Here is a 24,102-nt window from a genome sequence, read left to right as displayed (position 1 = left end):
CAGAAAGGTCTCGATCGCTCTACGTGGTAATTCGAACAAAATACTGCCAGCAGAGAAGCTTGTTTTCTATGTATTTCCGATTAATCTTGTCATTAAAACAACAAAAGTCAGGACAGTACGCGAGGTGGCTCCATGACTATCCGTATCGCAATCAACGGCTTCGGCCGCATCGGCCGCAACCTGCTGCGCGCACTCTATACCCAAGGCTACCGGCAAGACCTGCAGGTCGTCGCGATCAATGACCTGGGCGACAGCGCGATCAACGCCCATCTGCTGCAATTCGACAGCGTCCACGGCCATTTTGCGGCAGAGGTGTCCTTCGACCAGGAGAGCCTGACCGTCAACGGTGACCGCATTGCCGTCAGCGCCATCCGCAATCCGGCTGACCTGCCCTGGCAGGCCGAAGGTGTCGACGTGGTGTTCGAATGCACCGGGCTGTTTACCGATCGTTCCAAGGCGGCGGCGCATCTGGCGGCCGGGGCACGCAAGGTGATCATCTCGGCACCGGCCAAGGGCGCGGATGCCACTGTAGTGCATGGCGTCAATCACGACATCCTGCGTGCTTCGCACCAGATCATTTCCAACGCTTCCTGCACCACCAACTGCCTGGCCCCGGTGGCCCAGGTGCTGCACCGCGAACTGGGCATCGAACAGGGCCTGATGACCACCATCCACGCCTACACCAATGACCAGAGCCTGACCGACGGCTACCACAGCGACCCGTACCGCGCCCGCGCCGCGACCCAGTCGATGATCCCGAGCAAGACCGGCGCCGCCGAGGCGGTGGGCCTGGTGCTGCCGGAACTGGCCGGCAAGCTGACCGGCATGGCGGTGCGCGTGCCGGTGATCAACGTGTCGCTGGTGGACCTGACCGTAACCCTGGCCCGGGAGACCACCGCCGAAGAGGTCAACGCGCTGTTCAAGGAGGCCAGCCGCGGCTCGAAGGTCCTCGGCTACAACGACCTGCCGCTGGTGTCCTGCGACTTCAACCATAACCCGCTGTCGTCGATCTTCGATGCCAACCACACCAAGGCCAGCGGCAAATTGCTCAAGGTCATGGCCTGGTACGACAACGAGTGGGGCTTTTCCAACCGCATGCTGGATAACTGCCTGGCGCTGTGGAACGCCCGCTAGACGGGGCTTGCAGCGATTTGGTGTCGGACGTTTCGATCAACGTCCGGCACCAGCGTCCTACTTAATGCTTGACCAATGCTGTTAATGACAATCAATATCATTGGCAAATTTCGGTCGGGTATCCCCGTGAGCCACTCTCACTTCAACTCCGTTTTCCTCGCCCAGCGGGTCACCCTGCTGCGCACGCTGCAGCGCATGGTGGACAACCCCAGCACCGCCGAGGACCTGCTGCAGGAAACTTATCTGCGGGTCACCCGCGCTCTCGGCGAGCGGCCCATCGAGCACCTCGAGCCTTTCGTTTTCCAGACGGCACGCAACCTCGCGCTGGATCATCTGCGCGCGCGCCGGGTGCAGGCGCGCACGGTGGTCGACGATGTGCCGGAGCAGGTCCTGCACAACGTCGCGGCGCCGGTCAGCAGCGCGGAAGACGCGGCCCATGCGGAGAAGCTGCTCAAGCGCCTGAGCAGTTCGCTGGCACAGCTGACCCCGCGCCAGCAGCGGATCTTCATCCTCAGCCGGCTGCACGGCGCCAGCTACCTGGAGATCGCCGAACAGCTGAAAGTCTCCGCCAGCACGGTACAGAAGGAACTGAAACTGATCATGGCGATCTGCATGGGAGTCGCCGATCGGCTCAACGGTAACTGATGGTTTCTTGCCTGATCCTTCGTTTGCCCCGATCATGACGCCCACTACAAGACCGCCGCCGCACCGCAAGGACTTCCCGTGACAGATCCCGCCCACCCGCGCCCCGCGCCGCCCGCAGCTGCCCGCGACCAGGCCATGGACGAGGCGCTGGACTGGCTGATCCGCCTGCAATGCCCCAGCGACGACGACACCCGCGCCTTCGAAGCCTGGCTGGAAGCCGACCCGGCCAATGCCCAGGCCTATGTCGATGCCGAAGCGCTGTGGAATGGTGGCAGCGTGCGTCAGGCTGCCGGCGTGCTGCATGAACAACGCAAACCCACCCGCCTGCAACGCCTGCGTCCGCATTGGAAACCGCTGTCCGCCGCCGCAGTGCTGCTGGTGGGGATCTTCACCGTCGGCAATCTGCCGGTGCGCCTGCAGGCCGATCATCTAACCGTGGTTGGCGAGCGCCAGCGGGTCGAGCTGGACGACGGCTCCAAGGTCCTGCTCAACACCAATTCGGCGTTCTCCAGCGATGTCGATAGCCGCCAGCGGGTCGCCCGCCTGTACCAGGGCGAGGCCTATTTCGAAGTGCCTGGCGGGCGCAACCAACCGCTCGAACTGCAAGCCGGACCGTTGCGCGCCAGCGTGCGCGACAGCGATTTCGCCGTGCGTTACCTCGATGGCGAAGCGTTGGTGAGGGTGCAGCGTGGCGATGTCGATGTGCTCGCCAGCAAGGACCAGCGCATCCGCCTGAGCAGCGGCGAAAGCATCCGCATCGGCCCCAATGGTTTCAGCGAGCGCGAGCGCGCCGACCTGCAAAAGGACCTGGCCTGGGTCAAGGGCCGGCTGATCTTCGAGAACTGCCCGCTCAGCGAAGTGCTGGCCGAACTGCGCCGCTACTACCCGGGCTGGATCATCAACACCAACGACAAGCTGGAACAGGTCGCGGTGACCGGCAACTACCGCCTCGACCAGCCGCTGGAAGCGGTGCGCTCCCTGGCCCACATCACCTCGGCCCAGGTCCGGGAATTCCCCGCCGTGGTCATCCTCAACTGAGCCAAAAGTTTTTTTACGCGATCCCCTGACGCCATACGTCTCGTTATAGCCAATGCAACTGATTCTTATTTTTGAGTCAGACGCATCCTACAACAACGCGCGACAGGGAGCGCCTTTCGATGTCTACCGGATCCACCCGCCGAGTTTCCAGCCCAGCCCGCACGCCGGGCCTGCAACGTTGCACGCTCTCCCTGTTGACCCTGGCCATGCTCGCCAGTGGCGCCGCCAGCCTGCCGGCCCTGGCCGCCGAGCCGGCCCAGGCCCCCGCGCAGCGCATGGGTGACTACCGCTTCAGCATCGCCCAGCAGCCGCTGGTGGCAGCGCTGAACGCCTTCACCTCGGTGACCGGCTGGCAGGTTGGCCTTTCCGCCGAGCTGGGGCAGAACGTGGTGTCGCCGGGCGTGCGCGGCTCGCTGCCGCCGGAGCAGGCCCTGCAACGCCTGCTGCTGGGCACCGGCCTGACCTATCGCAAGCTGGGCGACAACAACGTCGCCATCGAGCGCAGCCAGTCCCAGTCCATTGCCCTGCAACAGGTGACCATCAGCGCCACCCGCAGCGCCCAGGACGTCAGCCAGGTGCCAAGCACCGTGAGCGTGCAGACCCGCGAACAACTGGACCGCAACAACGTCAACGACATCAAGGACCTGGTGCGCTACGAACCGGGCGTCTCGGTCAGCGGCACCGGCCAGCGCAGCGGCCTGAACGGCTACAACATCCGCGGCATCGACGGCGAGCGGGTGCTGACCCAGATCGACGGCGTGGCGATCCCCGACAGCTACTTCTTCGGCCCCTACGCCCAGACCCAGCGCAACTACGTCGACCCGGAAATCGTCAAGCGCGTGGAAATCCTCCGCGGCCCGGCCTCGGTGCTCTACGGCAGCAACGCCATCGGCGGCGCGGTGAGCTACTTCACCCTCGATCCGGACGACATCATCAAGCCGGGCCAGGACGTCGGCGCCCGCCTGAAGACCGGCTACAGCTCGGCGGACGACAGCTGGCTGAAGTCCGCCACCGTCGCCGGCCGCGCGGGCGAGTTCGACGGCCTGCTGCACCTGAGCCGGCGTGATGGCCACGAGACCGAATCCTACGGCGAGCACGGCGGCACGGGCCTGAGCCGCACCGAGGCCAACCCGGCGGACGTGCAGACCACCAATGTCCTCGCCAAGCTCGGCTGGAACTACGCCGACGACGCGCGCCTGGCCGTGACCTACGAGCACTACAAGGATGATCGCGACTTCGACGAGAAGAGCTCGGTGGGTGGCCCGTTCACCCCGAGCCCGCTGAATTTCTACCAGAACCGCACCGGCAGCGACGTGGTCACCCGCGAGCGCTTCGGCATCGCCCACGACTTCGCCCTCGACAGCCTGCTGGCCGACAACGTGAAGTGGAGCCTGAACTACCAGATTGGCAAGACCGACCAGCGTGTTGCCGAGATCTATCGGCCGATCTACACCGTCGACCGCCAGCGCAAGACCACCTACAAGGACCGCCAGTGGGTCCTCGACGCCCAGGCAGACAAGGCTTTCAGCCTCGGCCCTACCGAGCACCTGGTGACCTATGGCGCGACCTTCAAGCGTAACGAGGTCACCGGCTCGCGCAGTGGTACCGCCACCTGCCTGACCACCGGTTTCGGTTGCGTCACAGGCAGGCCAAACGCTGCGGGCACCCTGGTCAAAGTCAGCGACTTCCCGGATCCAGTCGTGAAGACCTACAGCGTCTTCGCCCAGGACGAAATCCGCTGGAACCAGTGGACCTTCCTGCCGGCCCTGCGCTACGACCAGACCCGCATGCAGCCACACGCCACCGACGAGTTCCTGCGCGCAGTGGAAGGCACCAATGATCCGGTCAACCTGGACGAGAAGAAATGGCACCGCGTTTCGCCGAAGTTCGGCGTGACCTATGCCTTCAACGACAACTACACCTGGTACGGCCAGTACGCCGAGGGCTTCCGCACCCCGACCGCCAAGGCCATGTACGGGCGCTTCGAAAACCCGGCGGTCGGCTACAACGTGCAGGGCAACCCGAACCTCGAACCGGAAACCAGCAAGAGCTATGAAACCGGCCTGCGCGGCAACTTCGACGCGGGCAACTTCGACGTGGCGGTGTTCTATAACAAGTACCGCGACTTCATCAACGAAGATGCGGTCAAGGGCACCAACATCGGGCAGAACTTCGAAGCCAACAACATCAAGCACGCCACCATCAAGGGTGCCGAGTTCAAGGGCCGCCTGAACCTGGACGCCTTTGGCGCGCCGAACGGCCTCTACACCCAGGGCTCGCTGGCCTATGCCTGGGGCAAGAACGAAGACACCGGCAAGCCGATCAACAGCGTCAATCCGCTGACTGCGGTGATGGGCCTGGGCTACGAGCAGGAGCAGTACGGTGGCTTGCTCAGCTGGACCCTGGTCAAGCGCAAGAACCGCGTCGACGACACCACCTTCTATGCTCCGGACGGCACCAGCAAGCAGTTCCGCACCCCGGGTTATGGCGTGCTGGACCTGAGCGGGTTCTACAAGGTGACCGACGACGTGACGGTCAATGCCGGCCTGTACAACCTGACCGACAAGAAGTACTGGCAGTGGGATGACGTGCGCGGCTACGACGGCATCGGTGAAGCGGGTGCGACCGCGCCGGCCAACCTGGATCGCCTGACCATGCCGGGGCGCAACTTCTCGGTGAATGTGGTCTGGGATATCTGATCACTCCCAGACGCCACGCTCCCGCTTTGTAGGAGCGTGGCTTGCCCGCGAAGGAGTGCGAAGCACTCCCAAAATGGGTGTTGCCAGTGAAAATTTGGGACCGCTGCGCGGTCCTTCGCGGGCAAGCCACGCTCCTACAGAGTTAGCACGCCGCTATACAGACTGAAGGCCGCCAGCGCCGCACCTGCCACAACAGCCGCAAAAATCAGCTTCTCCCAACCGGTAAACAACTGCTTCCCCTGCTCCCGCTTGGCCCTTGCAAACAGGATCACCCCCGGCGCATACAGCAATGCCGAGAGCAGCAGGTACTTCAGCCCGCCCGCATACAGCAACCACACCGCATACAGCAGCGCCACCAGCCCGACCAGCAGGTCCTTGCGCCGCGCCCCGGCGAACCCTTCATAGGTTTCCCCACGCACCGCCAGCGACACTGCATAGGCCGCCGACCACAGGTACGGCACCAGGATCATCGACGACGCCAGGTAGATCAGGCTGGTGTAAGTCCCCGCCGAAACCAGTGTGATCAGCAGAAACACCTGGATCATGCAGTTGGTCAGCCACAGCGCATTGGCCGGCACCTGGTTGGCATTTTCCTTGGCCAGGAACCGCGGCATGGTCTTGTCCCGCGCCGTGGCGTAGAGAATCTCGGCACACAGCAAGGCCCACGACAGCAAGGCGCCGATCAGCGACACCGCCAGCCCGATACTGATCAGCAACGCGCCCCAAGGCCCGACGATATGCTCCAGCACCGAAGCCAGCGACGGGTTGTGCAGCGCCGCCAGCTCCGGCTGGGTCATCACCCCCAGCGACAGCACGTTGACCAGCACCAGCAAGGCAAGCACCCCGAGAAAACCGATCACCGTGGCCTTGCCCACGTCCGAGCGCTTCTGCGCCCGTCCGGAATAGATGCTCGCGCCTTCGATGCCGATAAACACGAACACCGTCACCAGCATCATGTTGCGCACCTGATCCAGCACGCTGCCGAAGCTCGGGTTGGCCAGGCCCCAGATATCGCGGGTGAAGATGTCCAGGCGAAACGCCGCCGCGGCAATCACGATGAACAGGATCAGCGGCACCACCTTGGCCACCGTGGTGACCTGGTTGATGAAAGCCGCTTCCTTGATCCCGCGCAGCACCAGGAAGTGCACCGACCACAGCAGCAGCGAGGCGCAGCCGATCGCCAGTGGCGTATTGCCCTCGCCGAACACCGGGAAGTACAGGCCGAGGGTACTGAACAGCAGGACGAAGTAGCCGACGTTGCCCAGCCAGGCGCTGATCCAGTAGCCCCAGGCCGAGGAGAACCCCATGTACTCGCCGAACCCGGCCTTGGCGTAGGCATACACCCCGGAGTCCAGTTGCGGTTTGCGATTGGCCAGGCTCTGGAAAACAAACGCCAGGGCCAGCATGCCGATCGCGGTGATCCCCCAACCAATCAGTACTGCACCTACATCGGCGCGCGCCGCCATATTCTGTGGCAGGGAGAAAATCCCCCCGCCGATCATCGAGCCAACCACCAAGGCGATCAGCGCCCCAAGGCGCAGTTTCTGACCAGGCTCGGACATGAAATTCCCCTTTTTATTCCCTGTTTTTCAGTCAATGATCCTGATCTTCACGAGGTGCAAATCGAAGGTTATAAGCCTTTATATTTAATAACAAAGAACTCTAATAACGGCACAATCCTGTCAGAGTTTTGTGCACTAATTCCGCTTCGACAAGTCTAATCCGGATTTTTTCGTGAAAAATTTGCGAAAACCTTGAAACGGACTAGCTTCAAAGTTCTCAGGTGCTTTCGAGAACCCCTCTCATTTCTCGCAAAGCACCATTCTACAAGGCCTGCGCGGCATACAGCCGATCTTTCGCAAGCTCTTCCAGTCATTTGTTAACAATGGAATGTAGCAATGAACTGACCTGTATCAGCTTCCCTTCATTACATCCGTTTTACCTTCAAGTCTCTCTTTTCTGAAATGGAGCTTAACCATGTCAGAGGCTTCCGGAAAACTTCGACTCGGTGCGCTCGTCGCACTTGTAGTGGGATCGATGATTGGTGGCGGGATCTTTTCTCTGCCGCAAAACATGGCGGCCAGCGCCGACGTCGGCGCGGTACTGATCGGCTGGGCGATCACCGCCGTCGGCATGCTCACCCTGGCCTTCGTCTTCCAGACCCTGGCCAACCGCAAACCCGATCTGGATGGCGGGGTGTATGCCTACGCCAAGGCCGGGTTCGGTGATTACATGGGCTTTTCGTCGGCCTGGGGCTACTGGATCAGTGCCTGGCTCGGCAACGTTGGCTACTTCGTCCTGCTGTTCAGCACCCTCGGCTACTTCTTCCCGATCTTCGGCGAGGGTAATACCCCGGCGGCGGTGATCGGCGCCTCGGTGCTGCTCTGGGCCGTGCACTTCCTGGTGCTGCGCGGGATCAAGGAAGCGGCCTTCATCAACCTGGTCACCACCGTGGCCAAGGTGGTGCCGCTGGCCCTGTTCGTGCTGATCGCCCTGTTCGCCTTCAAGCTGGACATCTTCACCGCCGACATCTGGGGCAGCATGAACCCGGACCTGGGCAGCGTGATGAACCAGGTGCGCAACATGATGCTGGTCACCGTGTGGGTGTTCATCGGCATCGAGGGCGCGAGCATCTTCTCGGCCCGCGCGGAAAAACGCTCGGACGTCGGCAAGGCCACGGTCATCGGTTTCATCACCGTGCTGCTGTTCCTGGTCCTGGTCAACGTGCTGTCGCTGGGCATCATGACCCAGCCTGAACTGGCCAAGCTGCAGAACCCGTCGATGGCTGCCGTACTCGAACACGTGGTCGGCCACTGGGGCGCGGTGCTGATCAGCGTCGGCCTGATCATCTCGCTGCTGGGGGCCCTGCTGTCGTGGGTACTGCTGTGTGCGGAGATCATGTTCGCCGCCGCCAAGGACCACACCATGCCGGAGTTCCTGCGCCGCGAGAACGCCAACCATGTGCCGGCCAACGCCCTGTGGCTGACCAACGCCATGGTGCAGATCTTCCTGATCATCACCCTGTTCTCGGCCAGCACCTACCTGTCGCTGATCTACCTCGCCACCTCGATGATCCTGGTGCCTTACCTGTGGTCGGCGGCCTACGCGTTCCTCCTCGCCTTCCGTAGCGAGACCTACGAGAACGCCCTGGCCGAGCGCAAGAAAGACCTGATCATCGGCGGCATCGCGCTGATCTACGCGATCTGGCTGCTGTACGCCGGTGGCGTCAAGTACCTGCTGCTCTCCGCCCTGCTCTATGCCCCTGGCGCGATCCTGTTCGCCAAGGCCAAGCGCGAGGTCGGCCAACCTGTTTTTACCCACGTGGAGAAGTTGATATTCGCCGCCGTGGTCGTCGGCGCCCTGGTGGCGGCCTATGGCCTGTATGACGGCTTCCTTACGCTGTAACCCCCGTATTTCACACCTTTGGAGGAAATGATCATGTCCACGGATAAAGTTAAGTACGGCGTTCATTCCGAGGCGGGCAAACTGCGCAAAGTGATGGTTTGCTCCCCGGGCCTCGCGCACCAGCGCCTGACCCCGAGCAACTGCGACGAACTGCTGTTCGACGACGTCATCTGGGTCAACCAGGCCAAACGCGACCACTTCGACTTCGTCACCAAGATGCGCGAGCGCGGGGTCGAAGTCCTGGAAATGCACAACCTGCTGACCGAGACCATCCAGAACCCCGAAGCGCTGAAGTGGATCCTCGATCGCAAGATCACCCCCGACACCGTCGGCGTCGGCCTGACCAATGAAGTGCGCAGCTGGCTCGAAGGCCTGGAGCCGCGCCACCTGGCCGAATTCCTGATTGGCGGCGTGGCCGGCGAGGACCTGCCCGACAGCGAAGGCGCCAGCGTGATCAAGATGTACCGCGACTACCTGGGCCACTCCAGCTTCCTGCTGCCGCCACTGCCGAACACCCAGTTCACCCGCGACACCACCTGCTGGATCTACGGCGGCGTGACCCTGAACCCGATGTACTGGCCGGCGCGACGCCAGGAAACCCTGCTGGCCAGCGCCATCTACAAGTTCCACCCCGAGTTCACCAACGCTGATTTCGACGTCTGGTACGGCGACCCGGACAAGGACCACGGCCAGGCCACCCTGGAAGGTGGCGACGTCATGCCGATCGGCAATGGCGTGGTGCTGATCGGCATGGGCGAACGCTCGTCCCGCCAGGCCATCGGCCAACTGGCGCAGTCGCTGTTCGCCAAGGGCGCGGTGGAGAAAGTAGTGGTCGCCGGCCTGCCGAAATCCCGCGCGGCGATGCACCTGGACACCGTGTTCAGCTTCTGCGACCGCGACCTGGTAACGATCTTCCCGGAAGTGGTGAAGGAGATCGTGCCGTTCGTGATCCGTCCGGACAGCAGCAAGCCCTACGGCATGGATGTGCGCCGCGAGAACAAGTCGTTCCTCGAAGTGGTCGCCGACGTGCTCGGTCTGAAGGCCCTGCGCGTGGTGGAAACCGGCGGCAACAGCTTCGCTGCCGAGCGCGAGCAATGGGATGACGGCAACAACGTGGTGGCCCTGGAACCGGGCGTGGTCATTGGCTACGACCGCAACACCTACACCAACACCCTGCTGCGCAAGGCGGGCGTGGAGGTCATCACCATCAGCGCCGGCGAACTCGGCCGCGGTCGCGGCGGTGGCCACTGCATGACCTGCCCGATCGTCCGTGACCCTATCGATTACTAAACGCCCATCACCCCAGCAGGGCCTACCCGGCCCTGCTGGGCTCGATCACCGAATCCAAGGAGCATCCAAATGGCGTTCAACATCCACAACCGCAACCTGCTCAGCCTCGAACACCACTCCGAGCGCGAGTTGCGCTACCTGCTCGACCTGTCCCGCGACCTCAAGCGCGCCAAGTACACCGGTACCGAGCAGCAACACCTGAAGGGCAACAACATCGCCCTGATCTTCGAAAAAACCTCGACCCGCACCCGTTGCGCCTTCGAAGTGGCGGCCTATGACCAGGGCGCCAACGTCACCTACATCGATCCGAACTCCTCGCAGATCGGCCACAAGGAAAGCATGAAGGACACCGCCCGGGTGCTCGGGCGCATGTACGACGCCATCGAATACCGCGGCTTCAAGCAGGAGGTGGTGGAAGAGCTGGCGAAGTTCGCCGGGGTCCCGGTGTTCAACGGCCTGACCGACGAATACCACCCGACCCAGATGATCGCCGACGTGCTGACCATGCGCGAGCACGCCGACAAGCCGCTGCACGACATCAGCTACGCCTACCTGGGCGATGCGCGCAACAACATGGGCAACTCGCTGCTGCTGATCGGCGCCAAGCTCGGCATGGACGTGCGCATCGCCGCACCGAAGGCCCTGTGGCCCCATGACGATCTGGTAGCGCGCTGCAAGAAATACGCGGAAGACAGTGGTGCGCGCATCACCCTGACCGAGGCCCCGAAAGCCGCGGTCAAGGGCGTGGACTTCGTGCACACCGACGTCTGGGTGTCCATGGGCGAACCGGTAGAAGCCTGGGGCGAGCGCATCCAGCAACTGCTGCCGTACCAGGTCAATGCCGAGCTGATGAAGGCCACAGGTAACCCTCGCTCGAAGTTCATGCACTGCCTGCCGGCGTTCCACAACTCGGAAACCAAGGTCGGCAAGCAGATCGCCGAGCAGTATCCGCACCTGGCCAATGGCATCGAAGTGACGGATGACGTCTTCGAGTCGCCGGCCTGCATCGCCTTCGAGCAGGCGGAAAACCGCATGCACACGATCAAGGCGATCCTGGTTTCGACCCTGGCTGATCTGTAACCCCAATCGCTGGCAAGCCAGCTCCCACAGGTCCGGTGTACGCCGTCCCCTGTGGGAGCTGGCTTGCCAGCGATGGCGGCCTCCCGTTCAACGAGATTCGAAGGACATTCCCCATGCGTATCGTTGTAGCACTAGGCGGTAACGCGCTGCTGCGCCGTGGCGAGCCCATGACCGCTGACAATCAGCGCGCCAATATCCGCATCGCCACCGAGCAGATCGCCAAGATCCATCCCGGCAACCAGCTGGTCATCGCCCACGGCAATGGCCCGCAGGTCGGCCTGCTGTCGCTGCAGGCGGCGGCCTATACCTCGGTCACCCCCTACCCGCTGGACGTGCTCGGTGCCGAGACCGAAGGCATGATCGGCTACATGATCGAACAGGAACTGGGCAACCTGCTGGACTTCGAGGTGCCCTTCGCCACCCTGCTCACCCAGGTCGAAGTCGACGCCAAGGACCCGGCCTTCCAGAACCCGACCAAGCCCATCGGCCCGGTCTACTCCAAGGAAGACGCCGAGCGCCTGGCGAAGGAGAAAGGCTGGGCCATCGCCCCCGACGGCGACAAATACCGCCGCGTGGTCGCCAGCCCGAAACCCAAGCGCATCTTCGAGATCCGTCCGATCAAATGGCTGCTGGAAAAGAGCAGTATCGTGATCTGTGCCGGTGGTGGCGGCATTCCAACGATGTATGGTGCCGACGGCAAGCTGCAGGGCATCGAGGCCGTGATCGACAAGGACCTGTGCTCGGCACTCCTGGCCGAACAGCTGGAGGCCGACCTGCTGGTGATCGCCACCGACGTCAACGCGGCCTATGTCGACTTCAACAAGCCGACCCAGAAAGCCATCGCCCAGGCCCATCCGGATGAACTGGAGCGCCTGGGCTTTGCCGCCGGCTCCATGGGGCCGAAGGTGCAAGCAGCTTGCGATTTCGCCCGTCACACAGGCAAAGTCGCGGTGATCGGCTCGCTGAGCGATATCGAGGATATCGTCAAAGGCACCGCCGGTACCCGGGTCAGCACGGCATCCCCAGGCCTCAGCTATCGTTGAAACGCCTCGGCGGGCCTGCTGGCAGGCCCGCCTGTTTCAACCGTACAAGGAGACCACATGGCACAGTTCACCCCAGGCCATCTGCATATCGAGCGCCATGCGCTGAACAAGGACGACCACAGCTACAACTACTGCGTCGATTACGACGTGGCCCAGGATCCCAGGGAAGGAAAAGGCATCGAGTTCCGCCTGCACGGGACCATCCAGGAAAAACCGGTGGACGAGAAGTTCTTTCTCGCCAAGGACCAGGCCTTCGACTTCGCCCGCTCCATCGACCGCATCACCCAGGCCCATGGCATGCCGGTCAAGGCCTTGGCCACCTCGGCGCACCGGATGCACTTCGACGAGATGTTCGAAGACATCCGCAGCAAGCTGAATGTGAAGTCCGGCGACCCGATCGATCCGGCCCACCTGGAATAACCCCCCAGGCCCTCACTGCTGGCAAGCCATTCGACCACCACGCAGCCGCAAGGCATACTTGCACGCTTCGCCAGCCGTGAACCCATCTCCCTCCCATGCGCATCCATGTCAGCTTCATCGACCGCGTCGGTATCACCCAGGAAGTGCTTGCCCTGCTGGGCGCGCGCAACCTCAACCTGGACGCCGTGGAGATGGTGCCGCCGAACGTCTATATCGATGCGCCGACGCTGAACCCCTTCGTCCTCGAGGAGCTCCACGACGCCCTGCTCAACGTGCATGGCGTGCAGACCGTGCGCGTGGTCGACATCCTTCCCGGGCAGCGTCGCCACCTGCAACTGGATGCCCTGCTCGCCGCCATGAGCGACCCGGTGCTGGCCCTCGACAGCGCCGGCAACGTGTTGCTGGCCAACCCGGCGCTGATCGCCCTGTGCGGCCAGGAGCCGGCGGGGCGCAGCATCGCCGAGCTGTTCGACGCGCCGGAACTGCTCGCCACCCTGATCGAACAGGGCTTCCACCTGCCGATGCGCGAAGTGGTGCTCAACGGCCAGACGTTGTTGCTCGACTCGACACCGATCACCGATGCCGGCGCGCTGGTCACCCTGTACCCGCCAAACCGCATCGGCGAGCGCCTGTCGGCCCTGCACCACGACCACGCCGAAGGCTTCGACGCCCTGCTAGGCGAGTCCCCGGCGATCCGCACCCTGAAAAGCCGCGCCCTGCGCGTCGCGGCCCTCGATGCGCCGCTGCTGATCCACGGTGAGACCGGCACCGGCAAGGAACTGGTGGCCCGCGCCTGCCATGCCATCAGCAGCCGGCATGCTGCGCCCTTCCTCGCCCTCAACTGCGCGGCGCTGCCGGAAAACCTGGCCGAGAGCGAACTGTTCGGCTACGCCCCTGGCGCCTTTACCGGCGCGCAGCGCGGCGGCAAGCCGGGGCTGATGGAGCTGGCCAACCAGGGCACGGTGTTTCTCGACGAGATCGGTGAGATGTCGCCGTACCTGCAGGCCAAGCTGCTGCGCTTTCTCAATGACGGCAGCTTCCGCCGGGTCGGCGGCGACCGCGAGGTCAAGGTCAATGTGCGGATCCTCAGCGCCACCCACCGCGACCTGGAAAAGATGGTCGCCGAAGGCAGCTTCCGCGAAGACCTGTTCTACCGCCTCAACGTCCTCAACCTGGAAGTGCCGCCGCTGCGCGAACGCGGCCAGGACATCCTCCTGCTGGCGCGCTATTTCATGCAGCAGGCCTGCACCCAGATCCAGCGCCCGCTGTGCCGCCTGGCCCCGGATACCTTCCCCGCCCTGCTCGGCAACCGCTGGCCGGGCAATGTGCGGCAGTTACAGAACGTGATCTTCCGCGCCGCCGCCATCAGCGAAAGCAGCCTGGTGGATATCGGCGACCTGGATATCGCCGGCACCTCGGTGGCCCGTGGGCACGACGGCGAAGTCGCCAGCCTGGAACAGGCGGTCGAGGACTTCGAAAAGAACCTGCTGGAAAAGCTCTACGCCGACTACCCCTCGACTCGCCAATTGGCCAGCCGCCTGCAGACTTCCCATACGGCGATCGCCCATCGCCTGCGCAAGTACGGAATTTCAGCGAAAAACTGAGCAAGCGTAGCGAAATCACTACAGCGTAGTGATTTCGCTACAACCTCTTGTAACAACGCTGTAGCAAGGTGTTGATCCCTCAAAGCTTTTTTCGCCCTCCCCGCACGTAGCGATTTCGTTACACCATTTTCTGAAAACGGTCAGGAAATATCCGTGAAACTCCCGATTTACGGGGCTTTCGCGGATATGGCCGCAAACTTGCTATGGAGATTCCAGCCCCGGCCTGCCGTGTTCATCCGGCGGGCCACTACCGCATCCGGCCGCGACGACGGCCTTCGAGGAGTTTCCATGAGCGAGTTGCGTTTTACCGAAGATCACGAGTGGCTGCGTGCCGAAGCCGACGGCAGTGTGACCGTGGGCATCACCGCCTTCGCGCAGAACGCCCTGGGCGACGTGGTCTATGTGCAACTGCCGGAGCTGCAGGCGTACGCCAAGGGCGCCGAAGCCTCCACCGTGGAATCGGTGAAAGCCGCCAGCGGCGTGTACATGCCGCTGGACGGTGAAGTGGTCGAGGTCAATCCGCAACTGGAAGACAGCCCGGAACTGGTCAACGAAGACCCGCTGGGCGAAGGCTGGTTCTTCCGCTTCGTTCCGGCCGACGCCGGCGCCGTCGCGCAACTGCTCGACCAGGACGCCTACGACCGCCTGATCAAAGCCAACGCCGACGCCTGAGGAACCTGCCATGACCATCAATCTCGGCACCGCCAACGAATTCATCGCCCGCCATATCGGCCCGCGCCAGGCCGATGAGCAGGCCATGCTCGCCACCCTCGGCTTCGACTCGCTGGACGCCATGAGCGCCGCGGTCATCCCCGACAGCATCAAGGGCACCAGCGTGCTGGACATGGGCCAGGGCCAGAGCGAGGCCGATGCCCTCGCCACGCTGAAAGCCATCGCCGGCAAGAACCAGCTGCTGAAAAGCGTTATCGGCCAGGGCTACTACAACTGCCACACCCCGGCGCCAATCCTGCGCAACCTCCTGGAAAACCCGGCCTGGTACACCGCCTATACCCCGTACCAGCCGGAGATTTCCCAGGGTCGCCTGGAAGCCCTGCTGAACTTCCAGACCCTGGTCAGCGACCTCACCGGCCTGCCGATCGCCAACGCCTCGCTGCTCGACGAAGCCACCGCCGTCGCCGAAGCCATGACCTTCTGCAAGCGCCTGAGCAAGAACAAGGGCAGCCACGCCTTCTTCGCCTCCGTGCATTGCCACCCGCAAACCCTCGACGTGCTGCGTACCCGTGCCGAGCCGCTGGGCATCGACGTGGTGGTCGGCGACGAGCGCGAACTGAGCGATGTCAGCCGCTTCTTCGGCGCCGTACTGCAATACCCGGCGAGCCATGGTGAAGTCTTCGACTACCGCGAGCTGGTCGAGCGCTTCCATGCTGCCAATGCCCTGGTCGCGGTCGCCGCCGACCTGCTGGCCCTGACCCTGCTGACCCCGCCGGGCGAATTCGGCGCCGACGTGGCCATCGGCAGCGCCCAGCGCTTCGGTGTCCCGCTGGGCTTCGGCGGCCCGCACGCGGCCTACTTCTCCACCCGCGATGCGTTCAAGCGTGATATGCCGGGCCGCCTGGTCGGCGTGTCCATCGACCGCTTCGGCAAGACCGCCCTGCGCCTGGCCATGCAGACCCGCGAGCAGCATATCCGCCGCGAGAAGGCCACCAGCAACATCTGCACCGCCCAGGTGCTGCTGGCCAATATCGCCAGCATGTACGCCGTCTACCACGGTCCGCAGGGCCTCAAGCAGATCGCTGCACGCACCCACCAACTGACCGCGATCCTCGCCGCCGGCCTCAACGGCCTGGGCGTGACCGTGGAAACCAGCGCCTTCTTCGACACCCTGACCCTGGCGACCGGCGCGGCCACTGCCGAGCTGCACGCACAAGCCCGCGCCGCCGGCTTCAACCTGCGCCAGATCGATGACCAGCGCGTGGGCCTGTCCCTCGACGAAACCAGCACCCAGGCCGATGTCGAAGCGCTGTGGGCACTGTTCGCCCAAGGCAAGACCGCCCCGGACTTCGCCGCCCTGGCCGCCAGCACCGCCGCGCAACTGCCGGTGGCCCTGCTGCGCCAGTCGGCGATCCTCGAGCACCCGGTGTTCAACCGCTACCACAGCGAAACCGAGCTGATGCGCTACCTGCGCCGCCTGGCCGACAAGGACCTGGCGCTGGATCGCACCATGATCCCGCTGGGCTCCTGCACCATGAAGCTCAACGCTGCCAGCGAGATGATCCCCGTGACCTGGGCCGAATTCGGCAGCCTGCACCCCTTCGCTCCGGCTGAACAAAGCCAGGGCTACCAGCAACTGACGTCCGAACTGGAAGCCATGCTCTGCGCCGCCACCGGCTACGACGCCGTGTCGCTGCAGCCGAACGCCGGCTCCCAGGGCGAGTACGCCGGCCTGCTGGCGATCCGCGCTTACCACCAGAGCCGTGGCGACGAGCGCCGCGATATCTGCCTGATTCCGTCCTCGGCCCACGGCACCAACCCGGCCACCGCCCATATGGCCGGCATGCGCGTGGTGGTGACCGCCTGTGACGCCCGCGGCAACGTGGACATCGACGACCTGCGGGCCAAGGCCATCGAGCACCGCGAGCACCTCGCCGCGCTGATGATCACCTACCCGTCGACCCACGGCGTGTTCGAGGAAGCCATCGGCGAGATCTGCGCGATCATCCATGACAACGGCGGCCAGGTGTACATCGACGGCGCCAACATGAATGCCATGGTCGGCCTCTGCGCCCCGGGCAAGTTCGGCGGCGACGTCTCGCACCTGAACCTGCACAAGACCTTCTGCATCCCTCACGGCGGTGGCGGCCCGGGCGTCGGCCCGATCGGCGTCAAGGCGCACCTGGCGCCATTCCTGCCGGGTCACGCGCACATGGAGAACAAGCAGGGCGCGGTCTGTGCGGCGCCGTTCGGCAGCGCCAGCATCCTGCCGATCACCTGGATGTACATCCGCATGATGGGTGGCGCCGGCCTCAAGCGTGCCTCGCAGATGGCGATCCTCAACGCCAACTACATCGCCCGTCGCCTGGAAGAGCACTATCCTGTGCTGTACACCGGCAGCAACGGCCTGGTTGCCCATGAATGCATCCTCGACCTGCGTCCGCTCAAGGACACCAGCGGCATCAGCGTCGACGACGTGGCCAAGCGCCTGATCGATTTCGGCTTCCATGCCCCGACCATGTCCTTCCCGGTCGCCGGCACCCTGATGATCGAACCGACCGAAAGCGAGTCCAAGGAAGAACTGGACCGCTTCTGCGAAGCGATGATCCGCATCCGCGAAGAGATTCGCGCGGTGGAGAACGGCAGCCTGGACAAGGACGACAACCCGCTGAAGAACGCCCCGCACACCGCGGCCGAACTGGCGGGCGAATGGCCGCATGCTTATAGCCGCGAGCAGGCGGTGTACCCGCTGCCATCGCTGGTTGAAGGCAAGTACTGGCCGCCGGTGGGTCGGGTCGACAACGTGTTCGGTGACCGCAACCTGGTGTGCGCTTGCCCGTCGATCGAGAGTTACCAGGAGGTTTGAGGTGTATTCGGGGACCGCTTTGCGGTCCTTCGCGGGCAAGCCACGCTCCTACAGAGGTACGCGGTGTTCTTGTAGGAGCGTGGCTTGCCCGCGAAGGGCCGCAAAGCGGCCCCAAAATCCCACACCCGGAGGAAGTCTGATGTCACTAAGCGTCTTCGACCTGTTCAAGATCGGCATCGGCCCCTCCAGCTCCCACACCGTCGGCCCGATGCGCGCGGCTGCGCGCTTCGCCGAGGGGCTGCGACGTGACGGCCTGCTGGCCGCCACCCACAGCGTCAAGGTCGAGCTGTACGGCTCGCTCGGCGCCACCGGCAAGGGCCACGGCAGCGACAAGGCCGTGCTCCTCGGGCTGGAAGGCGAGCACCCCGACAGCGTCGACACCAAGAGCATTCCCGCCCGTCTGCAGGCGATCCGCGACAGCGGCCGTCTCGACCTGCTCGGCGAGCACCCCATCGACTTCCAGGAAAAACAACACCTGGCGATGATCCGCAAACCCCTCGACTACCACCCCAACGGCATGATCTTCCGCGCCTTCGACAGCGCCGGCCTGCAACTGCGCAGCCGCGAGTACTACTCGGTGGGCGGCGGTTTCGTGGTCGACGAGGATGCCGCCGGGGCCAACCGTATCGTCGAGGACAAGACGCCCCTGGCCTATCCGTTCAAGACCGCCAAGGAACTGCTGGCCCACTGCAGCGCACAACACCTGTCGATCAGCCAGGTGATGCTGGCCAACGAAGCCGCCTGGCGCCCGGAAAGCGAAACCCGTGCCGGTCTGCTGAAGATCTGGCAGGTGATGCAGGACTGCGTCAGCGCTGGCTGTCGCAACGAAGGCATCCTGCCTGGAGGCCTGAAGGTCCGCCGCCGTGCCGCAGCGCTGTACCGCCAGCTCTGCGCCAGCCCGGAAGCCAGCCTGCGCGACGCCCTGTCGGTGCTCGACTGGGTCAACCTCTACGCCCTGGCGGTGAACGAAGAAAACGCCTTCGGCGGACGCGTCGTCACCGCCCCGACCAACGGCGCCGCCGGGATCGTCCCGGCCGTCCTGCACTACTACATGCGCTTTATCCCCGGCGCCAACGAAGACGGGGTGGTGCGCTTCCTGCTCACCGCTGCGGCCATCGGCATCCTCTACAAGGAAAACGCCTCCATCTCCGGTGCCGAAGTCGGCTGCCAGGGCGAGGTGGGCGTGGCCTGTTCGATGGCCGCCGGGGCCCTGTGCGAAGTCATGGGCGGCAGCGTGCAGCAAGTGGAGAACGCCGCGGAAATCGGCATGGAACACAACCTCGGCCTGACCTGCGACCCCATCGGCGGTCTGGTCCAGGTGCCCTGCATCGAGCGCAATGCCATGGGCTCGGTGAAGGCGATCAATGCGGTACGCATGGCCTTGCGCGGCGACGGGCAGCACTTCGTCTCCCTCGACAAGGTCATCCGCACCATGCGCCAGACCGGCGCAGATATGAAAAGCAAATACAAGGAGACCGCCCGCGGCGGTCTGGCCGTCAACATCATCGAATGCTGACATCCCTTTGCAACCCAGGAGTCCTACATGTCCACCGAAACACTGCTGAAAACCCCGCTGCATGCCCTGCACCTGGAACTGGGCGCGCGCATGGTGCCGTTCGCCGGCTACGACATGCCGGTGCAGTACCCGCTGGGGGTGATGAAGGAACACCTGCATACCCGTGAGCAGGCCGGCCTGTTCGATGTCTCGCACATGGGCCAGATCCGCCTGCGCGGCGCCGAAGCGGCCAAGGCCCTGGAAACCCTGGTACCGGTGGACATCATCGACCTGCCGGTGGGCATGCAGCGCTACGCCATGTTCACCAACGAACAGGGCGGCATCCTCGATGACCTGATGGTCGCCAACCTGGGTGACGGCGAGTTGTTCCTGGTTGTCAACGCTGCCTGCAAGGAGCAGGACCTGGCCCATCTGCGCCAGCATATCGGCGGACAGTGCGAGATCGAGCCGCTGTTCGAGGAACGTGCCCTGCTCGCCCTGCAGGGCCCGGCGGCGGTGAGGGTGCTGGAGCGCCTGGCGCCGCAGGTGGCGAAGATGACCTTCATGCAGTTCGCGCCGGTGCAGTTGCTGGGCGAAGACTGCTATGTCAGCCGTTCCGGCTACACCGGCGAGGACGGCTACGAGATTTCCGTGCCGGCACACAAGGCCGAAGCCCTGGCCCGGCGCCTGCTGGAAGAACCGGAAGTGGCCGCCATCGGCCTGGGTGCCCGCGACTCGCTGCGCCTGGAAGCCGGCCTGTGCCTGTATGGCCATGACATGAACACCGAAACCACCCCGGTCGAGGCCAGCCTGCTCTGGGCCGTGTCCAAGCCACGGCGTGCCGATGGTGCCCGAGCCGGTGGATTCCCGGGTGCGGCGCAGGTCTTCGCCCAGCAGCAGTCCGGCGTCGCCCGCAAGCGCGTCGGCCTGCTGCCGCAGGAACGCACCCCGGTGCGTGAAGGCGCGGAGATCGTCGACGAGGCCGGCACCGTGATCGGCCAGGTGTGCAGCGGCGGCTTCGGTCCGACCCTGGGCGCACCGGTTGCCATGGGCTATCTGGATAGCGCTCACGCAGCACTGGACACCCCGGTCTGGGCCATCGTGCGCGGCAAGCGGGTGGCGATGAAGGTCGCCCGGATGCCGTTCGTGGCTCAGCGCTACTACCGAGGCTAAGCCGAGGACAACAGGTGTCATGATGCGTTCGGGATATTCGATTTCGAACGCACCGGCAAACTTTCGAACATGACGCGCCGCAACGCCCGAAAAAAGGGCGTTAAGGAACTGCCGATAACCGCCTAAAAAGCCTAAAACCTGCGGTCTCCAGGGCTTGTTTTTCCCTCGGAAGTTAGCGTAGAGTCATTGCACTGTGTTTGCATGGGTCGCGTGGTTAGTGACCTGGAACAGTAGGCTGAGATTCGCTACAACCGTTCGACGTCTCTTACTTTCCTGCAACCCAGCCCAGTGCTCTTTCATTACAAACCGATGAAAGAAACTGTAATCACAATTCAGAGTTTCAAAGGGAATAAGACATGTCTCAACGTCAGAGCGGTACCGTCAAGTGGTTTAACGACGAGAAAGGTTTCGGTTTCATCACTCCTGAGAGCGGTCCGGATCTGTTCGTACACTTCCGCGCCATTCAGGGCAACGGCTTCAAAAGCCTGAAAGAAGGCCAGAAAGTGACCTTCATCGCTGTGCAAGGCCAGAAAGGCATGCAAGCTGATGAGGTTATCGCTGAAGCCTAAGTCTTCGCGATACGAAAAAAGCCCCTGTTGATCACAGGGGCTTTTTTTTGCGCGCAATTCCGTAGAATGCAGGCTTTTGCGCCAGGAGCTTCATTCGCATGTCCAAACCACTGCTCCAGCCACAGGGCGACTTCCCGGTTGCCGGACTGGGCCGCCGTTTCGCGGCGATGTTCTATGACTTCCTGCTGTGCACCGCATTGCTGATGGTCACCACGCTGGTCTACAAGATGATCCAGATGGCGATCATCGGTGAAACGCAGATGCGCGCCATGACCGAAGCCGGCGCACTGGATGGCGATCCCTTGCTCTCGACCATCCTGCTGTTCGCCCTGTTCGGCTTCTTCGCCAAGTTCTGGACCCATGGTGGCCAGACCCTGGGCATGCAGGTCTGGGGCATCCGCGTGCAGAACCCCGACGGCACTGCGATCAGCCTGTGGCAAGCGCTGCTGCGCTTCATCGTCTCGATCGCCTCGTGGCTGTGCGTGGGGCTGGGCTTCTTCTGGGTGCTGTTCGACAAGCAGAAGCGCAGTTGGCATGACATGTATTCGGAAACGCAGTTGGTGCGGGTTCCCAAGCGCAAGAAGTGATGTTGTTCTCACTGGCCTCATCGCTGGCAAGCCAGCTCCCACAATGTCCGCGGCGCTACAAAACCCTGTGGGAGCTGGCTTGCCAGCGATGAGGCCCGCACAGACAACAGAAATGAAAAAGCCGACCTCAAAGGGTCGGCTTTTTCACCTCTACAGGAAACGGTTCAACCCGCCCTGCGCAACAACCACACCCCCGCCAGCGCACAGATCGCCGCTGGCAACAGCACCGCCAGCAACGGCGGGAAGCCGAACACCTGGCTGGACGGCCCAAGCAGGTCCTGGGCAATGCGGAACACGAAGCCCACCAGCACGCCGGTGAACACCCGCTGGCCGAGGGTCACCGAGCGCAGCGGGCCGAAGATGAAGGAAATCGCCATCAGCACCAGCGCCGCCGTCACCAGCGGCTGCAGGACCTTGGTCCAGAACGCCAGCCAGTAGCGGTCGTTGTTCAGGCCCTGGTCGGACAGGTAGTGGATGTAGTCCCACAGCCCGGTGATCGACAGCGATTCCGGCGCCATGACCACGGTATTCAGCAGTTGCGGGGTCAGTGCCACGTCCCAGCGCTCTTCCGGGGTTTTCACGACTTCGGTGTGATCGCCACGGAACAGCGTGGTGGTGACGTCGGTGAGCAACCAGTGATCCTGCTGGTACTGCGCGCGACGGGCGAAGCTGGACGACTGCATGTGCCGCTCGGCATCGAAGCGGTAGCGGGTGACACCGAGCATCAGGCCATTGGGCTGCACGGTGTTGATGTGTACGAACTCTTCGCCCTCGCGATGCCACAGGCCACGCTTGGAGGTCTGTGCCTCGCCACCGCCCTGGGCCAGGGAACGATCGGCCTGGGCCTTGTTCTCGGTGACCGGGGCCACGTACTCGCCGATCAGCACGCCCGCGAGCATGAGGACCAGCATCGGCTTCATCACCGCCCAGACGATCCGGCCAATGGACACGCCGGCGGCACGCATGATGGTCAGCTCGCTGTTGCTGGCCAGGCTGCCAAGGCCGATCAGGCAACCGATCAGGCCGGCCATCGGCAGCATGTCGTAGAGCCGGCGCGGCGCGGTGAGCAGCACGAACTGGCTGGCATCCCACAAGGTGTAGGTGTCGCTGATATCGCCCATTTCGTCGATGAAGGCGAACAGCGAGGCGAGGCCGAGGATGATCCCGAGCACGGCGAGGATCGCCAGGAACACGCTGCTGCCGATGTAACCGTCGAGCTTACGCATGCGGCACCTCCGCAGCGCGCGCGCGCATCTTCAGGCGCAGCGGCTCCCAGTACATCAGGCCGAGGCCGATCAGCAGGAACAGCAGGTGCACCGGCCACAGCCCCACGGAAAGCGGGATCTTGCCCTTTTCCAGGGCGCCACGGGCGGCAATCAGGATCGTCAGGTAGGCCATATACAGAAGAATCGCCGGCAGCAGCTTGAGGAAGCGGCCCTGGCGCGGGTTGACCCGCGACAGCGGCACCGCCATCAGGGTCACGATGAACACCAGCAGCGGCAGCGACAGGCGCCACTCCAGCTCGGCCCGCTCGCGCGGGGCATCGCTCTTGAACAGCTCGGAGGTCGGGATGGCCTCGCGCTCGGTGATGTCCTGGCTGACTTCCGGCTTGGGCAGCAGCACGCCGTAGGTGTCGTACTTGATCGCCCGGTAGTCGGCCTGGCCCGGGTTGCCGTCGTAGCGGTAGCCGTTTTCCAGGATCAGGTAGCGGTTACCGTCGGCCTGGACCTCCTGGCGGCCTTTCTCGGCGACCAGCACGCTGATCCCGCGATCCTTGCTCTTGTCGCCGGAGAAGCGCTTCTCGGAAATGAACACCCCGGCCAGGTCGGAACGGTCATCGGACAGCTGCTCGGTGTAGGTGACCCGGGTGCCATCGCGCAGGGTCTGGAAACGACCCGGGACCAGGGTATCGAACTCGGTCATGGCGTCCTGCTGGTTGATGATCTGCGCAACCTGCGCCACGCCCTGGGGCGCCAGGCTCAGGCTCAGCCAGGCAACGATCAGCGCCACCAGTGCCGCCGGGGCCATGGTCATGCGCAGCAGGCGTTGCTGGCTCATGCCGGTCGCGGAAAGCACGGTCATCTCGCTTTCCAGGTACAGGCGCCCGTAGGCCAGCAGGATCCCGAGGAACAGGCCCAGCGGCAGGATCAGCTGCAGGAAGCCCGGCAGGCGATAGCCCATGATAAGGAACAGCACGCCCGGATCGAGCATGCCCTGCGCGGCCTGGGCCAGGTATTTGATGAAGCGCCCGCTCATGATGATGACCAGCAGCACGGCGCTGACGGCACTCAAGGTCACCAGGACCTCGCGGGACAGATAACGGAAGACGATCAAACCAGCCACTCCTGGGTTGTCAGGCTCGGACAGCCAAACAAGGAAAAC

Annotated in this window: 19 protein-coding genes; 16 read left to right on the top strand and 3 right to left on the bottom strand. The window is 63.8% G+C overall.

The window, feature by feature from the left end; translation table 11 throughout:
* Positions 1 to 132 precede the first annotated feature (132 nt).
* From gap to PSEMO_RS30945, 4 genes are all read left to right on the top strand, one after another.
* Positions 133 to 1,134 (top strand): type I glyceraldehyde-3-phosphate dehydrogenase, encoded by a 1,002-nt coding sequence (gap, locus tag PSEMO_RS30960; protein ID WP_075806661.1) that lies wholly within the window; start codon positions 133 to 135, stop codon positions 1,132 to 1,134.
* Between the two features lie 126 nt (positions 1,135 to 1,260).
* Positions 1,261 to 1,779 (top strand): RNA polymerase sigma factor, encoded by a 519-nt coding sequence (locus tag PSEMO_RS30955; RefSeq protein ID WP_075806723.1) that lies wholly within the window; start codon positions 1,261 to 1,263, stop codon positions 1,777 to 1,779.
* A gap of 78 nt (positions 1,780 to 1,857) precedes the next feature.
* Complete coding sequence (locus tag PSEMO_RS30950) at positions 1,858 to 2,817, top strand: FecR family protein (RefSeq protein ID WP_075806660.1); 960 nt, start codon at positions 1,858 to 1,860, stop codon at positions 2,815 to 2,817.
* 119 nt (positions 2,818 to 2,936) lie between these two features.
* On the top strand, positions 2,937 to 5,516 hold the full coding sequence (locus PSEMO_RS30945) for a TonB-dependent receptor (RefSeq protein WP_075806659.1): 2,580 nt from the start codon (positions 2,937 to 2,939) through the stop codon (positions 5,514 to 5,516).
* Positions 5,517 to 5,650: 134 nt separating this feature from the next.
* Here PSEMO_RS30945 and arcD (PSEMO_RS30940) read toward each other — a convergent pair whose 3' ends face one another.
* Positions 5,651 to 7,078: an arginine-ornithine antiporter gene (gene arcD / locus PSEMO_RS30940; protein ID WP_075806658.1), complete on the bottom strand. Its 1,428-nt coding sequence runs from the start codon at positions 7,076 to 7,078 to the stop codon at positions 5,651 to 5,653.
* 415 nt (positions 7,079 to 7,493) lie between these two features.
* Between arcD (PSEMO_RS30940) and arcD (PSEMO_RS30935) the strand changes: the two genes are divergently transcribed.
* From arcD (PSEMO_RS30935) to PSEMO_RS30880, 12 genes are all read left to right on the top strand, one after another.
* On the top strand, positions 7,494 to 8,921 hold the full coding sequence (gene arcD / locus PSEMO_RS30935) for an arginine-ornithine antiporter (protein ID WP_075806657.1): 1,428 nt from the start codon (positions 7,494 to 7,496) through the stop codon (positions 8,919 to 8,921).
* A gap of 33 nt (positions 8,922 to 8,954) precedes the next feature.
* A complete protein-coding gene (arcA, locus tag PSEMO_RS30930) occupies positions 8,955 to 10,211 on the top strand; it encodes an arginine deiminase (RefSeq protein ID WP_075806656.1) in 1,257 nt (418 codons plus the stop codon).
* Between the two features lie 69 nt (positions 10,212 to 10,280).
* The gene (locus PSEMO_RS30925) at positions 10,281 to 11,291 is read left to right on the top strand and encodes an ornithine carbamoyltransferase (protein WP_075806655.1); all 1,011 of its coding nucleotides are present in this window, start codon (positions 10,281 to 10,283) and stop codon (positions 11,289 to 11,291) included.
* A gap of 113 nt (positions 11,292 to 11,404) precedes the next feature.
* Positions 11,405 to 12,334 (top strand): carbamate kinase, encoded by a 930-nt coding sequence (gene arcC / locus PSEMO_RS30920; RefSeq protein ID WP_075806654.1) that lies wholly within the window; start codon positions 11,405 to 11,407, stop codon positions 12,332 to 12,334.
* A gap of 57 nt (positions 12,335 to 12,391) precedes the next feature.
* Positions 12,392 to 12,754 (top strand): DUF5064 family protein, encoded by a 363-nt coding sequence (locus PSEMO_RS30915; RefSeq protein ID WP_075806653.1) that lies wholly within the window; start codon positions 12,392 to 12,394, stop codon positions 12,752 to 12,754.
* Positions 12,755 to 12,849: 95 nt separating this feature from the next.
* A complete protein-coding gene (locus tag PSEMO_RS30910; RefSeq protein WP_075806652.1) occupies positions 12,850 to 14,358 on the top strand; it encodes a sigma-54-dependent transcriptional regulator in 1,509 nt (502 codons plus the stop codon).
* Between the two features lie 288 nt (positions 14,359 to 14,646).
* On the top strand, positions 14,647 to 15,030 hold the full coding sequence (gene gcvH, locus PSEMO_RS30905) for a glycine cleavage system protein GcvH (protein ID WP_075806651.1): 384 nt from the start codon (positions 14,647 to 14,649) through the stop codon (positions 15,028 to 15,030).
* A 10-nt stretch (positions 15,031 to 15,040) separates the two neighbouring features.
* The gene (gene gcvP, locus PSEMO_RS30900) at positions 15,041 to 17,896 is read left to right on the top strand and encodes an aminomethyl-transferring glycine dehydrogenase (RefSeq protein WP_075806650.1); all 2,856 of its coding nucleotides are present in this window, start codon (positions 15,041 to 15,043) and stop codon (positions 17,894 to 17,896) included.
* Positions 17,897 to 18,035: 139 nt separating this feature from the next.
* Positions 18,036 to 19,412 (top strand): L-serine ammonia-lyase, encoded by a 1,377-nt coding sequence (locus tag PSEMO_RS30895; RefSeq protein WP_075806649.1) that lies wholly within the window; start codon positions 18,036 to 18,038, stop codon positions 19,410 to 19,412.
* 27 nt (positions 19,413 to 19,439) lie between these two features.
* Positions 19,440 to 20,564: a glycine cleavage system aminomethyltransferase GcvT gene (gcvT, locus tag PSEMO_RS30890; protein WP_075806648.1), complete on the top strand. Its 1,125-nt coding sequence runs from the start codon at positions 19,440 to 19,442 to the stop codon at positions 20,562 to 20,564.
* Positions 20,565 to 20,920: 356 nt separating this feature from the next.
* Positions 20,921 to 21,133: a cold-shock protein gene (locus PSEMO_RS30885; RefSeq protein ID WP_010220199.1), complete on the top strand. Its 213-nt coding sequence runs from the start codon at positions 20,921 to 20,923 to the stop codon at positions 21,131 to 21,133.
* Positions 21,134 to 21,231: 98 nt separating this feature from the next.
* The gene (locus PSEMO_RS30880; RefSeq protein ID WP_075806647.1) at positions 21,232 to 21,720 is read left to right on the top strand and encodes an RDD family protein; all 489 of its coding nucleotides are present in this window, start codon (positions 21,232 to 21,234) and stop codon (positions 21,718 to 21,720) included.
* Positions 21,721 to 21,884: 164 nt separating this feature from the next.
* Here PSEMO_RS30880 and lptG read toward each other — a convergent pair whose 3' ends face one another.
* On the bottom strand, positions 21,885 to 22,946 hold the full coding sequence (gene lptG, locus PSEMO_RS30875) for an LPS export ABC transporter permease LptG (protein ID WP_075806646.1): 1,062 nt from the start codon (positions 22,944 to 22,946) through the stop codon (positions 21,885 to 21,887).
* The gene (gene lptF / locus PSEMO_RS30870; RefSeq protein WP_075806645.1) at positions 22,939 to 24,054 is read right to left on the bottom strand and encodes an LPS export ABC transporter permease LptF; all 1,116 of its coding nucleotides are present in this window, start codon (positions 24,052 to 24,054) and stop codon (positions 22,939 to 22,941) included. Before lptF ends, lptG begins: the two co-directional genes overlap by 8 nt.
* Positions 24,055 to 24,102 lie beyond the last annotated feature (48 nt).

The organism is Pseudomonas putida, assembly GCF_001941965.1.
Classification (GTDB): domain Bacteria; phylum Pseudomonadota; class Gammaproteobacteria; order Pseudomonadales; family Pseudomonadaceae; genus Aquipseudomonas; species Aquipseudomonas putida_L.
This window is presented reverse-complemented; position numbering and strand designations above follow the sequence as displayed.

What these genes read in the sequence shown, in the direction of transcription:
- PSEMO_RS30945 (WP_075806659.1), top strand. Translation starts at nt 2,937, where the DNA reads ATGTCTACCGGATCCACCCGCCGAGTTTCCAGCCCAGCCCGCACGCCG.
- gcvH (WP_075806651.1), top strand. Translation starts at nt 14,647, where the DNA reads ATGAGCGAGTTGCGTTTTACCGAAGATCACGAGTGGCTGCGTGCCGAA.
- gcvT (WP_075806648.1), top strand. Translation starts at nt 19,440, where the DNA reads ATGTCCACCGAAACACTGCTGAAAACCCCGCTGCATGCCCTGCACCTG.
- PSEMO_RS30925 (WP_075806655.1), top strand. Translation starts at nt 10,281, where the DNA reads ATGGCGTTCAACATCCACAACCGCAACCTGCTCAGCCTCGAACACCAC.
- arcA (WP_075806656.1), top strand. Translation starts at nt 8,955, where the DNA reads ATGTCCACGGATAAAGTTAAGTACGGCGTTCATTCCGAGGCGGGCAAA.
- gcvP (WP_075806650.1), top strand. Translation starts at nt 15,041, where the DNA reads ATGACCATCAATCTCGGCACCGCCAACGAATTCATCGCCCGCCATATC.
- lptG (WP_075806646.1), bottom strand. Translation starts at nt 22,946, where the DNA reads ATGCGTAAGCTCGACGGTTACATCGGCAGCAGCGTGTTCCTGGCGATC.
- PSEMO_RS30910 (WP_075806652.1), top strand. Translation starts at nt 12,850, where the DNA reads ATGCGCATCCATGTCAGCTTCATCGACCGCGTCGGTATCACCCAGGAA.
- PSEMO_RS30895 (WP_075806649.1), top strand. Translation starts at nt 18,036, where the DNA reads ATGTCACTAAGCGTCTTCGACCTGTTCAAGATCGGCATCGGCCCCTCC.
- arcC (WP_075806654.1), top strand. Translation starts at nt 11,405, where the DNA reads ATGCGTATCGTTGTAGCACTAGGCGGTAACGCGCTGCTGCGCCGTGGC.
- PSEMO_RS30885 (WP_010220199.1), top strand. Translation starts at nt 20,921, where the DNA reads ATGTCTCAACGTCAGAGCGGTACCGTCAAGTGGTTTAACGACGAGAAA.
- arcD (WP_075806658.1), bottom strand. Translation starts at nt 7,078, where the DNA reads ATGTCCGAGCCTGGTCAGAAACTGCGCCTTGGGGCGCTGATCGCCTTG.
- arcD (WP_075806657.1), top strand. Translation starts at nt 7,494, where the DNA reads ATGTCAGAGGCTTCCGGAAAACTTCGACTCGGTGCGCTCGTCGCACTT.
- PSEMO_RS30880 (WP_075806647.1), top strand. Translation starts at nt 21,232, where the DNA reads ATGTCCAAACCACTGCTCCAGCCACAGGGCGACTTCCCGGTTGCCGGA.
- PSEMO_RS30915 (WP_075806653.1), top strand. Translation starts at nt 12,392, where the DNA reads ATGGCACAGTTCACCCCAGGCCATCTGCATATCGAGCGCCATGCGCTG.
- gap (WP_075806661.1), top strand. Translation starts at nt 133, where the DNA reads ATGACTATCCGTATCGCAATCAACGGCTTCGGCCGCATCGGCCGCAAC.